At 56.3% G+C, this 20,597-nt stretch carries 3 protein-coding genes; 1 reads left to right on the top strand and 2 read right to left on the bottom strand.

Going from position 1 to position 20,597, the window contains the following annotated elements:
• On the top strand, window positions 1-16,886 hold a 16,886-nt coding region (locus R2A130_RS15510), incomplete at its 5' end, for a tandem-95 repeat protein (RefSeq protein ID WP_009758774.1).
• 106 nt (window positions 16,887-16,992) lie between these two features.
• Here R2A130_RS15510 and R2A130_RS15505 read toward each other — a convergent pair.
• Both R2A130_RS15505 and R2A130_RS15500 read right to left on the bottom strand, forming a co-directional pair.
• Window positions 16,993-17,655: an outer-membrane lipoprotein carrier protein LolA gene (locus R2A130_RS15505; RefSeq protein WP_009758773.1), complete on the bottom strand. Its 663-nt coding sequence runs from the start codon at window positions 17,653-17,655 to the stop codon at window positions 16,993-16,995.
• Between the two features lie 119 nt (window positions 17,656-17,774).
• Complete coding sequence (locus R2A130_RS15500) at window positions 17,775-20,309, bottom strand: DNA translocase FtsK (RefSeq protein ID WP_247869285.1); 2,535 nt, start codon at window positions 20,307-20,309, stop codon at window positions 17,775-17,777.
• Between the last annotated feature and the right edge of the window lie 288 nt (window positions 20,310-20,597).

Genomic DNA, 20,597 nt, shown 5'->3' with positions numbered 1-20,597 from the left:
TAGACGGTACCGTTACGATCAATGGTGATGGCACTTTGAGCTATACGCCAAACACAAATTTCAGTGGCAGCGACACGATCAGCTACTCGTTGGAAGATGGAAACGGCGGTGTAACTTCCGGTACGGTTTCCGTAAATGTGTCCGATGTGAACAGCGCGCCTGTCAGCGGCACACCTGCTGTGCAGGTCACGGATGAAGATCTATCGCTTAGCGCTATCGACGTATTGTCTGCCGCCAGCGATCAGGATGGTGACACGCTATCAGTGCAACCGGGTTCGGTCTCGGCCCTGAATGGCACTGTGACTATCAATGGTGATGGCACACTCAATTATACACCTAACGCAGACTATAACGGTTCCGATACAATTTCTTATGCTGTCGAAGATGGCAACGGAGGTATCGCCAACGGCACCGTTGATATTACGATTAATCCCATCAACGATGCGCCTGACGCTGGTACTCCTACGGCACAAACTACGCAGGAAGACGTGTCTATCGGGTCCATCGACGTGCTGGCTGCCGCCAACGATCCTGATGGCGATGTGCTTTCTATTTTGCCCGGATCGGTATCTGCCACCAACGGCACCGTTACAATTAATGTTGATCAGACCCTGAGTTACACGCCGGACGCAAATTTCGACGGTATCGATACGATCACCTACATGATTGATGACGGCAATGGCGGGCAGACAGCGGGCTCGGTACTCGTCACCGTAAACGATGAAAACGCTGCGCCGGTTGCAGGCACACCTGCTGCCGTTTCAACCGATGAAGATGTGGCGCTTGCATCCATCGATGTCGTTTCCTCTGCAACCGATCAGGATGGTGATCCGCTTATTGTCGATCCGGGTTCGCAGTCTGCATTGAACGGTACGGTAACGATCAATGGCGACGGGACGCTGAATTACATTCCTGACGCCGATTTCGTTGGTAACGACACGATCAGTTATATCATTTCAGACGGTCGCGGCGGGACATCAGCCGGTAGCATCGGTGTGACGGTATCGCCCGTCAACGACGCGCCAACCCTCGATTTGGGCGACACGGAAAACGTTGTTGTCAATTCTAATTTCCAACCGGTTTCTCCGGCCGATTGGGCGAACTGGACTGAGACGGGGACCTTTTCTTCAAGCGGTGCCGCAGCCTTCGCGCCAACCATGGTGGTTGACGGTAGTGGAGCAACCGCCAGTGTGACGCAGACCGGTCTCACCGGCTTGAATGATGGTCCTGGAGCTTTTGGTGCCGCGATCGTTCGTATGTCCGTTGGTTTCAACGAAGCTGGCGGTTCCAATTCGATACAGCAGCAGGAAGTGCGGGTCACGATTGGCGGCGTGGACTACGCTGTCATAACCTCACCCAGTGATACGACCCCCGTCAGTATCCAGTATCTGAACGGGGCCAGTGGCTCAACGACTACGCTTACCGCCTCGACTTATCTCGACTGGACCTATGAGTCGTTTGAATTCGCGTTGCCTGCAACGGTGGCAGCAAGCGGTGATGCCGTGCTCACCTGGACAAATCTTTCCGGTGGGAGCGGCAGTAATGACGATATTTCTGTCGATACATTCGAAGTCATCGTCAACTCCGCGATACCCAGCCAGATCGACCGCCTCGTCAACTATGAGAACGACGATCTGCCCGTTCAGCTGGTCGATGATACGGCCTCGATTTCCGACATTGATAGTGCTCAGTTACAGTCGGCGCAGCTTACGCTGACCAACCCGCAGGTTGGTGACAGCTTTCAGCTCAACGGCGCGATACTGGTCGATGGGAGCAATGGTTCGCTGCCGTCTGGTATCAACTTTTCGGCTTCGATTTCTGGTGTGAGCATGGTGATTAATTTTACCGGCACTGCCTCGCCTGCCGATTATCTTACTGCTTTGCAGGGTGTAACATTCACCAGTTCTTCGGCAACACCTTCAGCAGTGAACCGCAGTATCGATGTGTTTGTGTCTGATGGTGAAGCCGTCAATGACGCTTCGCCTATCGCGACGACGACCATTATCTTCGATGCAACACAGCGCGCCGCGGACGTGATGAGCGATAGCGGCTCCGGCCTCGAAGACAACGTTGTGACTGTCGATGTTCTCGCCAATGACTCGCCGGGCTCCAACGCTATCGATCCTGCCACTGTGCAGATTGTCGGCACTGCTGCTGCAGGCGACAATCTGTTGGTAGCTGGTGAAGGTAATTGGACGATCAACTCGGTGAGCGGTGCGATTTCGTTCAATCCGGAAGCTGATTTCAACGGAACACCGACGCCGATTTTTTATTCGGTGGAAGATATTTCCGGCTTCAGGTCTGCTGAAGCTCAAGTCGTTGTCACTGTGACCGCCGTCAACGATGCCCCCACGATTGATCTTAGTGCAGCGCTTGCCGGTACCGGTAATTCCGTGGCCTACGCCGAGGGTAATCCACCGGTTGCTCTTGCTGCTGCCGATGTGGTGGTGAGCGACCCGGATAGCGATATTTCGAGCATCACGATTGGGCTGACTTTTTCGGGCGCATCTGATGGTAACGATGAAATACTGAACCTCCCCACCGGGCAGGTGATCATGGGTGGTGCAGCCAGTTCCGGTTCGTTCGCATTTGCGGGTGTGCCTTTTGCTTGGTCGTATAATCCGTTTCCTGCCGAGTTGACCATCAACCACCAAAGTGGTGCTGCTACGCCGCTGACTGTCGCGCAGGTTGAGGGGCTTCTTCAGGCGTTGACCTATCAGAACAATGCTGCAGACCCTTCCGCAGGTTTCCGTAGCTTCGATATTACCACGATTGATATGGATGGTGCTGCATCCAATGTGGCAACTTCGACGGTCTCGGTTGTCACCAGCAACGATGCCCCGACCGACATTACATATCCATCTGCCGACATTGATGAGAATTCTGCGCCGGGTGAGGTGGTTGCCAATATGTCGGCAGTGGATTCCGATTCCACACCTCCATTCACTTATTCCATCCTGTCGGACCCATCGGGGTTCTTCGAGATTTTGGGCGATCAGATCGTTGTAGCTACCGGCGCTGCACTCGACCGCGAAACCGCGACGTTCCACGATGTTTTGGTGCAGGTGGAGGACAGCGGTGGCGCGACCTATAGCGAAAGCATTCGCATTACCGTCAATGATGTGAATGAGGCGCCTGAGGCAGGCCCGCCGCTGACCCGCACCGGTAGTGAAGATGTGCCGCTGACAATCACGAATATCCTCGATGGTGCCACCGATCCCGACGGCGACCCGCTCCAGATCATTGCTGCCAGTTCGCCCAACGGTTCGGTGCTTATCAATCCGGACAATTCGCTCACCTTCACCACGCCGCCGGAATATAGCGGCATTGCGACGATCAACTATACGATCAGCGACGGTCGTGGCTTGTTCGATAACAACTCGATCACAGTCTTCGTGAATGACGTCAACGATGCGCCTGTGGCGGTTGCTGACAGCGCAGCGGTTGCCGAAAACGGTGCGGTTATCATCGACGTGCTAGACAATGACAGCGATATCGATGGCACGCTGGACCCGGCGACCGTTCAGATTGTGGGAACTGCTGCTGCAGGTGATCCTCTTTTGGTTGCAGGCGAGGGTAGCTGGACCGTCAACCTAACCACGGGTGCGATAACGTTCACACCGGAGACCAATTACGACGGTGCTATTACAGACATACAATACACCGTTCGTGACGATGGAGGTGTCGCGTCGAATCCCGCAACCATTTCGGTTTCGATCGCTGCAGCGAATTCGGCACCGACCTTCACGCCCAACCCAAGTGGCGGTGGCATCATCGTCACCGACTTTGACCCCGGTACGAACGAACGTGCATCCAGCATAGCGGTGCAGGATGATGGCAAGACGCTTGTTGGTCTTGGTCCGGAAAATTTCGTAAATGGTGACGCAGTGCTTGCGCGTTACAACGCGGATGGCACGCTGGATGCCAGCTTCAACGGCGGCGGCACCGTCACATTTACCGGAGGTGATAGCCACGCGGTTAAAGATATTTTTGTGCAGGCCGATGGCAAGGTTCTGGTCACCCACACGGCTTTTACCAGCGGCTTTCCCGGCACCACAAGCGCTGAACTGACACGCTACAATTCCGATGGTTCCCTCGATACCACGTTCGGCGGTGGTACCGGGTCAGTTGCAGCAAGCGGTATCGACACTCAGGCGGTCTTGGAGCGCAGCGACGGGACGATCGTTACGGTTGGTACTTACATACAGTCAGATCCGTTTGGCCAGGACCCAATCGGCATTCAACTGAGCGGTTTTCAAGGTGATGGGTCGATTAACACCGGCTTCGGTAGCGGCGGTTCTACATCATTTGCCATTAGTGGAGATAGCGGGTTCTCGCCCGAACGGTTGATCGAGCAGGCTGATGGCAAATTCATAGTCACCGGTTCATTGTATGATCTCGGCCCAACGGGGCTGCTTCTGTTCCGCTTCAACGCAGACGGAACCGTGGATACCAGTTTCGGCGGTGGCAACGGTTTCATCTATTCGGATTTGAGCGCTGGCCAAGATATTGGCCACGGGTTGGTAATTCAATCCGACGGAAAATATCTTGTTGCCGGCGAAGCGGATGGGGAGTTTTCCGTATCCCGCTACAACACAGACGGTTCGATAGACACGAGCTTCGGTGGCGGCGACGGAATTTATACCAATGCTGCGCTGACATCCGCCAATCAGATATTCATTCAACCCGATGGCCAGATCCTTGCGATGGGTTCATCGGCAACAGATTTCGTTACGGTACGGTTGAACCCGGATGGGACCATTGATGGCAGCTTTGGCACCGGTGGTACCGTTACGACCGACGTTTCTAGCAATACCGACAACGCATTTGATGCTGTTCTTCTGGCAGATGGATCATTCGTCCTGGTGGGCTCTGGCAACGGCGACACAGCTATCGTGCGCTACAACGCTGATGGCACAATTGCGTCGTCTATCGGTATTCTCAACTCCAGCCTCGACGCCACACCCAGCTTTATCGAAGGCGGCACTGCCGTCGTTCTCGACACTATCGTTGACGTGTCTGACCCCGAACTTGATGCATTAAATGGCGGGCTTGGCGACTATGACGGCGCGTCCATTGCGTTACTACGCGATACCGGTCCTGACGCTGATGACGCTTTCGGTTTTGCAAACGGTAACGGTATCACGCTGGTAGGCGCGACGCTGGTGAAGAACGGGCAGGTGATCGCCCAGTTCGATACGACTAGCATTGCGGGACAGCTTACCATCGCATTCGACAATGCGACCGGTGAAATTCCGACTTCTGCTGATGTCGATTTAATCCTGTCGCAGATCACTTATTTCAATACCTCCGACACCCCGCCTGCATCCGTGCAGATCGACTGGACATTTGATGACGGTAACACCGGAGCGCAGGGTGCTGGCCCCGCGTTGCAGGCGCTGGGCTCAACCACTGTCACCATCACACCGGCAAACGACGCGCCGACAACGGTGTCCGACAGCGGCGCCACGGCGGAAAACTCGTCCGTCACCATCGATGTGCTGGCCAACGATAGCGATGTCGATGGAACCGTGGACCCGACGACCGTGCAGATTGTCGGCACCGTATCTCGGGGCGATCCGCTGGTGGTGGCTGGCGAAGGCACATGGTCCGTCAGCGCAACGACGGGTGAGATCACCTTCACGCCGGAGGCGAACTACACGGGTGCGGTGAACGATATTCAATACACTGTTGATGACGATGGTGGGGCGACCTCTATACCGGCAACGGTTTCAGTAAGCATTTCTGCAATCAATAGCGCGCCTACATTCGTCGCCTCCGATGGAACGGCGACTTACGATTCGACGCCGAATAACGATGTGCCGCGCACGGTTTCCCTGAATGGCGATGGAACATTCTACACTGCAGGCAGCTCGTTTGGGACGATCACAGTCGGGGATTTTTTCCTGACAAAGCACGACGCAGATAGCACACTGGACCCATCATTCGGTACCGGTGGCATCGTTGTAACCGATGCGGCCGGTGGCCGGGATGTAATGCTGGACTCAGTGGTGCAGCCGGACGGCAAGATCGTGCTCATGGGGTACGAGCAGGCGAGCAGAGACATCCTGATGGTCCGCTACAATGTGGATGGCACGTTGGATGGAAGTTTCGGCACCGGCGGCATCGTCCGTGAAGCCTACGCTGGAAGCTCGCCCTGGCTCCGCGATCTCGAATTGCAGGCCGACGGAAAGTTGGTGATCGGAGGCGAGACCGAAGTTGGTGGTGGAGGCGATGTTTTCACCCTGATCCGTTTCAATGGCGATGGGTCCCTCGACACAGGCTTTGGCTCGAGCGGCTTTGCTACTACCGATCTAGGGTTCGACGGGCAGACAGTGAGCAGTGTCGAACAACTGCCGGACGGAAAGTTGCTGGCTATCGGTTACAACTTCGACAGCGGCGGTTTCGCGCCAGTGCTTCTGAAATACAATACCAACGGTTCGCTGGACACTAGCTTCGGCGCTTCAGGAAGCGTCGTGACGCCAAACGGTGGCGACATTTGGCTCCTGCGAACGGGAATAGTGCAGAGCGACGGAAAAATCGTCGGCGTTGGTGTGTCAGGATCTGGTGCAGCCTCAGATATTCTCGTCATCCGATACAACGCAGACGGTACGCTGGATACCGGCTTCGGTGGCACCGGCATAGTTGAAACGCCAGTGGGCCCATCGGCTGAACAGGCCTATGCGGTCACCGAGCAGTCTGATGGCAAACTGATCGTGGCTGGTTCTGCACTTAACGGTAGCAACTCCGACTTCGTGATTGTCAGATACAACTTGGATGGAAGCCTCGACACTAGTTTTGGCACAGCTGGTATTTTTACGTATGATCTTGGTGGATCGGACACAGTCAACGACATCCTGGTGCAGCCTGACGGCAAGATCCTTGTTGTTGGATACACAAATAGCGACGATGCTAAACTCATTCGCTTGAATGGAGACGGCACGCTAGACACGGATTTCGGTAGTCCGGTCACAACGCTGGATGGCTTTTCGGCCTTCACCGAAGGGGCCGCAGCGGTTGTTCTCGACAATACGGTGAACATTTCCGATCCCGAACTCGACGCGCTTAATGGCGGTGCTGGTGACTACGACGGAGCCACTGTCACCCTGCTACGCAACGCTGGTGCTAACGCCGACGATGTGTTGGGCTTCCAGAACGGTAGTAATATTGCGCTCGTGGGCGGCAATCTGGTCAAGAACGGTCAGGTGATCGCCACGTTCGATACGATCACTACAGCCGGTGAACTCACCATCACCTTCACCAATGCCAATGGTGAACTTCCCGACTCTGTCGATGTGGATAACATCCTGTCGCAGATCACTTACTCAAATTCGTCCCCCACACCGCCTGCATCCGTGCAGATCGACTGGACATTTGATGACGGCAACACCGGAGCGCAGGGTTCCGGGTCGAACCTGACCGCAATTGGGTCGTCAACGGTCAACATTACCCCGATTAATGATGCGCCAGTGACAGCCGCTGATAGCGACACGGTTACGGAAAATGCCAGCGTCGAAATTGATGTTTTGGCCAATGATAGCGATATCGACGGGACACTCGTTCCTGCCACCGTGCAGATCGTCGGCACCGCGTCGCAAGGGCAGTCGCTCACCGTTTCAGGGGAAGGTGTATGGAGCATCAACGCGACCACAGGCGCGATCACTTTCACGCCGGAAGCGAATTACGATGGTGCGGTGACAGACATTCAATACACCGTTCAGGACGATGGCGGCGCCACGTCCAATCCGGCAACCGTTTCGGTTTTAATCAACAGCACAAACGCTGCGCCAACCGCCGTTGAAGTGACGGGTATTCAGGCATCCAATGGTACAGCCATCAACATGGATGGTGGAAACGCAGCCTATTACGAGGCCACTGCACCGGCGGCGCTTGCGGGTCTGACGCAACTTACGCTTGAAGCGCAGTTCTCGGTTGCAACCGGTCTTGCCGATCAGGATCAGTTCTCACTGATCAGCTACAATAACGGTTCGCCAGGCGATCAACTCGAATTGGGAATTTCGACCGACCAGGGTTTTTTCGCACCGGTCTTTTACTTCGAGGTTGCCGATAATGCCGTCTTTGCTGCAGGTGTCGACGCCACCCCATATCTCGATGGCGGCCAGCACACGCTTGCCGTGACTTGGGTAAGCGCAACCGGTGCCTGGGAAATCTTTGCAGACGGCGTATCCGTTGCGACGGGAACTGGCCTCTCTACCGGCGCATCGGTTGCTGCGGGTGGCGTGCTTGCAATCGGCAAGGAGCAGGATGCGCCGGGCGGTGGTTTCGATCCCACACAATCTCTCTCTGGTTTGTTGCACGATGTCCGGATTTTCAACGATACCCGTACACCAGCTGAGCTTGCTGCTTCATCCAACGCCACTCTTGCTCCCGGCGAACCGAACCTGGTCGCCAACTGGGTGTTCGGTAACGGCTCTCTATCCACCATCCCGGACACAGCCGGTTCCAGCGATCTGACGCTTCAGCAAGTGACAGGCGCAGGTTTCACGCCATCCGCCCCGCAGCATGTCGTCACGATGCGCGAAGACGCCGCTGCTGCTACCGACGTTGCGAGTGTGCTCGGGATCGATCCGGATACGGGCGACACGTTTACCTACACCCTCTTGGACGACTCATCAGGTCGCTTTACGCTTACGGGCGCCCTTCTGGAGCGGTCCAATTCCAACTCGGTCAGTTTCGAAGATGGTCCGATCTATACTGTGCTCGTTCGTGTCGAGGATCAGTCCGGTGGGGCTTATGATGAGGCGGTCAACATATATGTCAGCGACGTGGCTGAAAGCCTGACCTTTACCACCGCGACAACGTTTCAGGACGATGGCGTAGCCGAGCTTTCGATCATTGGCAGCAATGATGCCGACACGTTCATCGGCAATTACGGTGACGATAATATTGATGGCCGGTTTGGTAATGACGTTATCTATGGGCGTTCCGGTAGTGATACGCTGACAGGCGAGTTAGGCGACGATCAACTCTTCGGTGGAAATGGCGACGACATCCTCCGAGGAGAGGCCGAAAACGACCTGCTCGAAGGTGGTGCTGGTGCCGATGTTCACGATGGCGGCTCAGGCTTCGATACGGTCAGCTATGCGGACGCTAGCGTTGGCGTTGATGTTCTGTTTTCAGACAGCGATACAGGAGGCCTGAACGGCGCCTATGTGTCTGACACAGCAGGTGGCAAAACCGGTATTGCAAGCGGCGACACCTTTACTTTGGTAGAAGCCGTTGTTGGCAGCGATCATAATGACCGGATCTACGGACAGGATGGCAACTTCACCGCAGATCTTGGCGGTGGCAACGATCTTTATGACGTTACGAAAGCTGATACCGGTATCGATACCGTCGACGGGGGCGCTGGCAACGACACGATCTTCACCGGCGCGGGCGATGATATACTGTCGGGTGGAGATGGTGACGATGAGCTTTCCGGGGAAGCCGGAGCAGATGTGATTGATGGCGGCGCGGGAAGCGATACCGTCTCATACCGCTATGCCTCATCCGGCGTTGCGGTCCTTCTGGACGATACAGATGCAAACGGTGTCGCTGGGGTCTTCACTAACACCACGGCTGGTGGATACCTGTCAGACGCTGCCGGCGATACATTTACAGACATAGAGAACGTGGTTGGCTCTCGATTCGACGATGTCGTGTTTGGCGGGGCTGCCGCAGGCACGTTCGAACTTCTGGATGGCGACGACCGGTTCGATAACGATTCCGCAGTCAGCGTTACCGTATTGGCAGGTGGCGGTAATGACATCGTCTATGGCGGTGCGGGTGTCAGCACCATAGAGGGCGGGGCCGGTAACGATTTTGTCTATGGCGAAGCGGGCGATGATATTCTCAACCTTGGGACAGGTGATGACGTTACGTCTGGCAACGAGGGTAATGACACGATCGATGGCGGTGCCGGTAGTGACACAGCAATCTACCTCGGCAACCGCGCCGACTACACGATTACCAACAATCCAGACAACTCGATAACCATCGTGGATAACCGCCCCGGTTCGCCCGATGGCACGGATATTTTGCGCAATGTGGAATTCGGCGAGTTTGCCGATGGTACGATTGCCTTTGGCTCTAACAGCAGTCTCATAATCGGCACACCCTCCGCAGATGCTGGCCTGACAGGTTCCGGCTCGGCCCAGTACATCTATGGTCAGGGCGAAGCTGACGCGATTTCAGGCGGTGGCGGCAACGACGCTCTGCATGGACAGGATGGTTCTGACACGATCAGCGGTGGTGACGGCGACGACACGATCTTAGGTGATCGGGTGACGCAGGTAACGGATTCCGTCGGTGGCCAATCCGTCATCAATACGACATCCATTGGTATCCAGTCCGGGCCCGTCACCGTGGCATTGGCGGACGGCAGCGTTTTTGTTGCTTGGTATGATGACGCTTTTGGAGATGGTGCCGATACGTTGATTGTTCGCGGCCAAATCGTTCAACCCAACGGCACTAAAGTTGGCAGCGAGTTCGTCATCTCACCGTCTGCGACGGTAGAGGGGTCTCAGGCTCTAGAGCTTCCGCCATTGACTGCCACTCGTCTTGCTGATGGTAACGTGCTTGTTGGCTGGGTCAGCGATAATGCTCTTGTGACTTCGCCCGACGGTGACTTGAGAGCTGTTGTTGGTTCGATTGTGGACGTTACTTCTCAAACGGCTGGCCCGGAATTCACGATCAATACGACCGGTACCGGAAACCAGTCTGCCCCGCTGTTCGCGACACTTGATAGCGGACAGGTTCTGGCGGTCTGGTACGATGTGTCCGGTGGTGCCGGGGCCGGTTCGCAAATCCGCGGGCAATTCTTGAACGCTGATGGATCGACCAGCGGTACCGAATTTTTGATCGGCACCAGCAGTGTCGAGGGTAACGACCTGATGCCAACCGCACCGTTATCAGTGACCGCGCTCTCGGACGGCAATGTCAGCGTTGTCTGGGCAACCGATGATGGCACTGCGACCGATGGCGATGGTGGTGGAATCGCAGCCTCAATCATTAATTCGACCACGCAAACCGCAGGACCGGAATTCTTCGTCAACACATCAACTGCGACCAGTCAGGGTGGCCCAGTAACTGTGGCTTTGTCAGCCGGTGGAATGCTGGTTGTCTGGTACGATGATGCCTTTGGTGGGAATAATGGCAGTCTCCAGCTACGAGGCCAGTTTATAAACGATGATGGCAGTATGGCAGGTAGCGAGTTTGCGGTCACTGGTGGCCAGATCGAGGGTGCTCAAACAATTGAGCAGAACCAGATTGCATTGATTGAGTTGGCGGATGGCAACGTCATGCTGGGCTGGCAGAGCGAAGGAGATTTGAATCTCGATGGGAGCGTAGCCGCGGCCGTGATCTCGGTCATCGATACCGGCACACGCACGGCTGGTGCGGTGCAAGTGGTCAATACCAGTACAGCAGCGTTCCAATCAGCGGCGGTTCTGACAGCCCTGCATGATGGTCGTGTCTTTGCGACCTGGTTTGACGACTCAAATTTCTCAAATGGCAACGCTGTGGTTCACGGACAGTTTCTGAACGCCGACGGATCGTTGGACGGCTCTGAACTCATCCTTGGAACGGCTCGTGTTGAGGGTGACAACACCATCGACATGCCGCCGCTTACCGCAACCGCCACGATGAACGGTGATGTCTTTGTGTCATGGCAGAGCGATAACACGCTCGACGTCGATGGTGATGGAACGGCTGTAGTTTCGGTTCTTGTGACCACACGCACCACGTCAGGCAATGATATTCTGTCAGGTGGTGACGGCAACGATATTATCGACGGCGGCGACGGCGATGACACGCTGACCGGCGGTGCTGATGATGACACGCTTATCGGTGGCCTCGGTTCCGATACAGCCGTCTTCAGCGGCAACCAGGCTGATTACACCATCACCGATCTGGGTGGTGGCCAGGTCGAAGTCCGCGACGACCGTGTGGGTTCCCCCGATGGCACCGACACACTGACCGGCATTGATTTCCTCGATTTTGCCGATGGGCCAATCCCGACACCCGTTACTCCGCCGCAGCCGCCTTTGTTCCGTCAAGGCACGCCTAATGTCGATGCCTTTGCCACCCAAAGTGAGTTCACTTACGGCCAAGGTTCAGACGATACCATCACCGGTGATAGCGCTGACAACAGTATTTTTGGGCAAGACGGTGGCGACACGATTGTTGGTGGTGCTGGTAATGATACGCTCGTTGGCGACCGCATTTCGCGCATCGACGCAGTTGGCACTCAACAGACGATCAACCAAACAACCGCTGGCGATCAGGGTGGACCGCTTACCGTTTCACTCGCCGACGGCACGGTGTTGGCTCTGTGGTACTCCGATCCCAATGGCTTCGGTCCGAAGCAGATTTCGGGACGTATCCTGAATGAGGCCGGTACACCGGTATCCAGTGAGTTCGCTGTTGGCACCTCACCAGTTGATGGCAGTGACAACATCAATCAGCCCGTCCTTTCAGCAACATTGCTCGCCGATGGAAACGTGTTGGTTGGCTGGTTGTCCAACGACAGTCTGAACGCGGATGGAGACGGCAGCGCTACGGTGGGCGTTGTGGTCTATCCTGCCGTTCCAACCAGTGGCCCAGAATTCGTCATCAACACCTCATCTGCGGGTGATCAATCTAGCCCTGTCCTGATGAGCCTCGATGGCGGTGGCGCGCTGGCCGTGTGGTTTGACGGTGCGCTTGCCGATGACAACTCCATGCAGGTGCGCGGGCAATTCCTTGCAACAGACGGTAGTAAAACCGGTGGTGAGTTCTCCATCGGCACATCGCCCGTAGAGGGGGGCAACGCGCGCGATATGCCACCGCTTACCGCGGCCAAACTTGCAAATGGCGATGTTGTCGTTGCTTGGAGCACCAATGACTCCGATGCTGTGAATGGTGATGGTGACGGTTCTTCCGTGGCCGGGGTCGTTATCGACACGGTAGCGCGTACGGCGGGTGGCGAATTCCAGATCAACGCTGATGCGATTAGCGATCAGTCCGGTCCCGTCATCGTGGCGTTGGCGAACGGCGAGTTCTTCGCGACATGGTATGATGTTGCCGATGGCGACAGCAATGCGGGGATGCAGGTGCAATACCGTTATTTCAATGCGGACGGCACACCGGCTAGCGGAGAGATCGAAGCCAGCCTCACCACGATCGAGGGTTTCGATAACCACGACATGCCACCTCTCACGGCGGTGGAACTTGCTGATGGCAACATCCTGCTCGCATTTCAGGCGGACAATGGCGAAGCGGTTGAAGGGTTTTTCGACAACAACGGTCTGCTCGGTATCGTCGTTGATTCCGTGTCCCGGGCTCCGGGAGCCGAATTCGTCATCAACACCAGCACAGCTTTCGACCAGTCGGGTACAGTTCTCTCTGCCCTGCATGACGGGCGGGTGTTTGCGGTCTGGTATGACGATTCCGATCAGGATGCTTCAACCAACATGCAGGTGCGTGGACAGTTTCTGAATGCAGACGGAACCAAATCCGGCGCAGAAGTGATGCTGGGTGTGAGCGACGTCGAGGGCAACAATTCCATGGACATGCCACCGCTCACGGCAACGGTGACCATGAATGGCGATGTGCTGGTGACTTGGCAATCCGAGGATTCCGTTAATGCGGATGGTAGCGGTTCGGCGGTTATTTCCGTGATGGTGCGAACGCAGACGACGGCAGGCGATGACGTTCTGTCCGGGGGACTTGGCGACGATGCCCTGTTTGGGGGTGGCGGTAGCGATTCTCTCTTTGGCGAACAGGATAACGACAATCTTTTCGGTGGCGCTGACGATGATGATTTGTTCGGCGGCGCTGGCGACGACCTTCTCAACGGTGGAACCGGCAACGATATTCTTGACGGTGGTGCGGGTGCAGACTCCTTTGATGGTGCCAGCGGTACGGACCGCGTGACCTATCAGACTTCCGCCACAGGCGTGGATGTTCTTTTAGAATCCACCGGACCAACCGGCGACGTTTGGGGTGCCTTTAACAACACCGCAGCTGGTGGCTATTCCGGCGACGCGTTGGGTGATGATTTCACCTCTATCGAGGCACTGTCCGGTAGTGAATTTGGCGATCGTGTTTTTGGTACCTCATCGGGCATGGATGTCGACCTTCTCGGTGGTGATGATGATTTCAGCGTCTCTGCGTTTTCGACTGCCATTGATACCGTGACCGGTGGTGCGGGCGATGACCGCATCTTCACCGGTGGTGGAGACGATTTCCTGTATGGCAGCACCGGTAATGACACGCTCGATGGTGGTGCTGGCTCGGACGAACTTTACGGAATGGAAAATCGCGACACGCTGAACGGCGGTCAGGGTGATGACTTTCTATACGGTGGAGCTGCTGCGGACACCCTTGATGGTGGTCAGGGTTCCGACACATTGTACGGAGAAAGCGGCATCGACACGTTGATGGGCGGGGCGAACGACGACTTCCTTAATGGCGGTAGCGGTAACGACATTCTTAATGGTGGTGATGGCAGCGATATTTTATACGGCGGCAGTAACAACGACGTCCTGTCCGGCGGTAATGGAAATGACGATCTGTTCGGCGAAAGCGGCAACGATAGGCTGCGTGGCGATGCAGGTAACGACTTCATGGACGGTGGTTTCGGAACGGACACTGCTGATTACTCTGCTTCCGGTGCGGGCGTCGTGGCTATTTTCTCCAACACAGATGGCGCTGGCATTCAGGGCAATTTCACCAATACCGCATCCGGTGGCTATCAAGGTGATGCACTTGGCGACAGCTACACTTCTATTGAGGTGTTTGAAGGTACGTCCTTCGATGACCAGGTTTGGGGGCGCGCCGATAGCTTCACCGCCAACCTTGGTGCGGGCGATGACATCTACGAAAATGGCGCAACCGGCAGTGACAACGTTTCAGGTGAAGCGGGCAACGACATCATCGTGACGGGTGGTGACGCTGACCTCATCAACGGCGGTGCCGGTGATGATCGCCTTCAGGGCGGTGGTGGAGATGATAACATCGACGGCGATGCTGATACCGATACGGCTGTCTATTCCGGCAACCGCGCGGACTATTCCATCAACGATCTCGGCTTTGCTTTACAGGTTGTCGATAACCGTCCCGGCTCACCGGATGGCACCGATGTGCTGTTCAATGTGGAGTTCATCGAATTTGCTAACGGAACTATCGACCCGTTCAACGAAGCAGATACGCCACAGCTGGACTTGAACGACAACGCCGTTGGTCGCGGCCACGAGACCCTCTACAGTTCCCTGATGCCCGATGATGCCAAGTTCGTGGCACCGAATTTCACTTTGTCTGACCTTCAGGAAAATATCACAACGATGACAATCGTTGCTAGCGGTATCACAGAGGCCAGTTTCGAATGGTTCCAGGTCGGTGGTTCGGGCGGTGGCGTGCGTATGGATACTGACTCATTAGGTACACAGGCTCTGACCAGCGTGTCGGTCGACGTCATCTATACCTCTTCGACCAATACCCTTGTTATCACCAAAACAGGTGGCGGCAACTTCACGGATGCCGAAGCGCAATCGCTGTTGGATGATATTCGCTACAGACACGATAATGTCGGCACAACCATGAGCGACAACGACCGTAGCTTCTCAATCACGTTTGAAGATGCTGACGGTAATGTTTCGCTGCCGTCAATCTCGACGATCAGTCTCGTGGACAACGATCGCGCGACCAACAACATGATCAATGGTTCATCCGGCAATGATGTGGCGCTGAACGGCACGGCGGCGGATGACCTGATCCAAGGGCTTGGCGGTAACGATACCATCGATGGCTTGGACGGTGATGATAACCTCGTCGGTGGCAGCGGTAATGACATCATCAACGGTGGCCAGGGCAACGACCGTATTCTGGGTGGTGATGGCGATGACACGATCACTGCCGGAGACGGCAACGACGTCGTCTATGGTGAGGATAATAATGACACGATCACCGGTGGTCTCGGTGCCGATGTGCTGCATGGCGGTAATGGTGATGATACCATCATGGGCGGTGACGGTGCCGACCATCTCGATGGTTTTGCAGGAAATGACACCCTGACGGGCGGCGCGGGTTACGATATCATTGAGGGTGGCGGCGGTAATGACATCGCGATCTATAGCGGCAACCAAGCTGACTACACTGTCATGGATAATGGCGATGGTTCCCACACCATATCCGATAATCGCGCCGGTTCCCCAGACGGTGTCGACATTGTTCGAAATGTGGAAATTTTTCGTTTTGCTGATGGAGACTTCGGTCCCAATTCCATTGATGTGCCTTCTCCCATCGCTTTCGACTTCGACCGTTCAGGTGCAATCGAAGTGACCGGTGAAACGACTGCCCGAGACAAGTCCGATACCGAAATTGGCGAGACCGTCGAGTTCGATATGGATGGTGACGGTAGTCTGGAAACTATCGAATGGCTTGCTGGCACAAACGGTGGTTCCGGCGACGGTTTCCTCGTGGACAACCGCGATGGCAATGCCGCAACCGACATGAACGGTACACGCCTCTTCGGTGACGAAGACGGCAAGTACGAACACGGCTACGAGAAGCTCGCCGAGCTCGATGCCGATGCCGATGGCAAGATTGCCGGTGAAGAACTTGATGGTCTTCAGGCATGGATCGACGATGGCGACGCCAAGGTCGAAACCGGCGAATTGTTCTCGCTTCAGGACATGGGCGTGAGCGAAATCTCGCTCAAGCTGGAAGCCGACGCGGTTGATGCTGAAGGGCGCGATCTCTTCCGCTCAACGGCTGTCATGGCAGATGGTTCAGAGGTGATGACCGAAGATGTGTGGTTCATGGAAGACATGAGCCATGACGAACGGTTGATCCGACCTGAGCCCGTGGAAGACACCCGCGTGCTGGAAGATGCGCATAATTAATCCGGAAAGTGCTGCAGGGTTTTGGAAATCTGGCGATATTTTACGAAAAAGGGGCGGACCTTTGAAAAGATCCGCCCCTTTTGGCTAAAAACTTTGTGCGGTGAGGCTAGCGGTCGTTGCTGTTCTGCATGCGCTGCAGAATTTCACGCTGATTCATATAAAACAGGCGTTTCGACAGTTTTACGTTTTTCTGCACGTTGAAGATCATGACCGAGGTGTCTTTTCCCTGATCGTCCGTGATCGTCCATTGGCGCAGGTCGGAGGTTTCCGGGTCGAACATCATGGTGATCTTGGAATTGCCGAAGACTGATTTGTTGGCCAGCATGACGGTGGTCAGGTCTTTCTCGCGCTTTACAGATTTGATGGACTTGTCGTTCACATCGATCTTGTCGGACAGCAGCAGGCGTAGCGGTGTTTTGCGCAGCGGGAAGAAGTCCCACGTTTTCAGCTTCTTGTTGTTGATGCCGACCGTCTTGCCATCGGCCTTTACCGTGATCGGCGAGGGGTTCGCATAATCGAAGCGGATTTTGCCGGGGCGCTGGAGGTAGAATTTGCCGCCAGTCTGTTCGCCGTTGGGGCCGAACTGAATGAACTCGCCCGCCATGGATGGCACGCTGGAAAAATGCTGCGAAATCTGCGCGACGGCTTTTTTGTCAGCGTTCGTCACCTTGGCGCTGGCCGGGTTTGCCATGAGGCTCGCGATGCCCGCGATCATAACCACAAGCGCCGCAATGGCGGAGTTGCGCAGAACGGTTGCGAAGTTTGCCATGTCGTATTCTCTTTCGCTGTTCAGCCCGAACGGTTGGGCTTGAAGGCTTCAATCTGGTCTATCTGCCCCGAAAACGGCTGAAGTCGGGCAGAATTCGTGTCACTATGTGATCGTTTGCATCACATTGTTTCATCTTCGGCAGGAACAAGAATTTCGCGTTTGCCGGCATGGTTGGCGGCCGAGATCAGCCCTTCCTGTTCCATGCGTTCGATGAGCGAAGCGGCGCGGTTGTAGCCGATGGAGAGGCGACGCTGGATGTAGGATGTCGACACTTTGCGGTCACGCAACACCACGGCAACCGCCTGATCGTAGGGATCATCACTGTCTTCCATATTACCGCCGCCCGACGAGCCATCGCTGCCGCCTTCGTCCTCATCATCTTCTTCCGTGATGGCTTCGAGATATTGCGGCACGCCCTGCATTTTCAGGTGGTTGACGATGTCTTCGACTTCCTGGTCGTCGACGAAAGGTCCGTGGACGCGGGTGATGCGGCCACCACCGGCCATGTAAAGCATGTCGCCCATGCCGAGCAGTTGTTCGGCACCGCTTTCGCCCAGCATCACACGGCTGTCGATTTTCGACGTCACCTGAAAGGAGATGCGGGTGGGGAAGTTGGCCTTGATCGTGCCGGTGATAACGTCTGTCGACGGGCGCTGGGTCGCCATGATGACGTGGATACCGGCGGCGCGGGCCATCTGCGCGAGGCGCTGAACGGTGCCTTCGATGTCTTTGCCGGCGACCATCATCAGGTCGGCCATCTCGTCGATCACGACGACGATATAGGGCAGGGCTTCCAGATCCATCTCTTCGGTTTCGTAGATCGCCTCGCCGGTGTCGCGGTCGAAACCGGTCTGTACGGTGCGGGTGATCGGCTCGCCGCGCGCGGTGAATTCTTCCACCTTGGCGTTGAAACCATCGATGTTACGAACGCCGACCTTGGACATTTTCTTGTAGCGGTCTTCCATCTCGCGCACGGTCCATTTCAGCGCGACGACGGCCTTTTTCGGGTCGATCACGACCGGCGTGAGCAGATGTGGAATGCCTTCGTAGATCGACAGTTCGAGCATTTTCGGGTCGATCATGATGAGTTTGCAGCGGTCCGGGCCATGCTTGTAGAGCAGCGACAGGATCATTGTGTTGATCGCCACCGACTTACCGGAGCCGGTGGTACCGGCGACCAGAAGGTGAGGCATCTTGGCCATGTCGGCGATCACGGGTTCGCCGCCGATGGTTTTGCCCAGACACATGGGCAGCTTGGCCTTGGTTTCGCGGAATTCTTTGGAGCTCAATTGTTCGCGCAAATAGACGGTCTCGCGACGCTTGTTGGGCAGTTCGATGCCGATGGCGTTGCGGCCTGGGACGACGGCAACACGGGCGGCGATTGCCGACATGGAGCGGGCGATGTCTTCGGCTAGGCCGATGACACGGGACGATTTCACGCCAGCTGCCGGTTCCAATTCGTAAAGCGTGACCACGGGGCCGGGGCGGACCTTGATGATTTGGCCTTTGACACCAAAATCTTCCAGCACGCCTTCGAGTTCACGAGCATTGGTTTCCAACGCTTCGGTGGAGAGCGTGGGGTCTTGCACCATGGCCTTTTGTTCGGACAGCAGTTCGAGCGCGGGCAGTTCGAAATTGGCAGGATCACCGGCGAGAGACGGTGCGCGAGCCACGATTTTACGAGGCGGTGCGCCTGCTGGCTGTTTTACTTTTGGCGCAGCAACTGCTGCATCGGTGTGGGGTACAGCTTCATCATCGGCATGGGCCTGTCCGCGGTCGAGCACGACGCGGTGGTCTGCGAAGGTTGCTGGTGCGACATCCGTTGCAGCTTCCATATTCATCGCAGGTGCCATCTCTGAAGCTAGTGTGACTTCCACTTGCTCCTGAGTGACGAATGAACCGGACGTTGCGAAGTCTGGTCCTGCGTTGAAGCCGGGTTCGATACGTGGTGTCGACGCGTGTTCTACAGGCGCGATTGTGCTCTCGCCGAAGGGGTCACGTTCTGCGCGACGGCGCGCAACGGCGGCCTTGGCGCTATAAACCCAGTGACCGATCATGCCGATGGGAGCCATCAACAAACCGCTCCAGTCGCGACCTTCGTCTTCGAGATCATCATTGCCATAAGGATCAGCGACCAACGGTGCATCCTCTTGTGCAACAGTCTTTTCGGTGGTGGCGTGAGCGCCGATCAGGTCTGTTGCCGAAAGAGCAAGCCAAGCTGCAGGTGCTGCGAAAGCGAGACCGATAATTGTTGCCAAGATGCCGCCGGGATACGAGCCGAGAAAGGCGCGGGGAACAGACAGGATGGCATCGCCGACAACGCCGCCAAGCCCAACATGCAGCGGCCAACCTTCAGAGATTGGCAGGCAGCCGAGTGCAGCACTGGTGCAACCAAGTGCAGCAACCGCAAAGCCGATGCGGCGTAAGAGCGGAGAACGATCGCGGTTGCGGATGATGAAGAACGACCAGACCATCGGAATGGCCAACAGCAGTACGGCGGCAAAACCGATGAACTGCATGGTGAGGTCAGCAAAGCTTGCGCCCCAGAAACCCAGCCAGTTTTCAGCGCTCTGGCCGTTGGCAAATGTGAGTGACGGGTCGGAAATGGTCCATGTGGCGAGCGATACTGCGCCTGCAAGGCAAGCGGCACCCATGGCCCAACCGGCAGCGCGCAGCAGTGGCGCGCGCAGGGGGCGGGGGATCAAAAGGCGGACGAGCGAAATCGTGGGTCGGCGGTTGGCCATCTTCGCATCGTGTGCGCCACCGGCGGTTTCGCCATCGAAACCCGTTGCCCGCTCCGCCGTCATCATGTCTGCCTGCATGCTCACGCGCCCGCATCCCTTCATTACGCAATCGCCAGATGCCCGAGATCGTCATGGGCTTCTGACGCGACGCGGCATATGCCGCACCGATTCACCGTTCGTTCCGGCTCAATCTAGGGC

The sequence above is a fragment of the Ahrensia sp. R2A130 genome (genome assembly GCF_000179775.1).
GTDB lineage: Bacteria > Pseudomonadota > Alphaproteobacteria > Rhizobiales > Rhizobiaceae > Pseudahrensia.
Note: the sequence above shows the minus strand (reverse complement) of the source record. Positions and strands in the feature narration are given on the sequence as shown.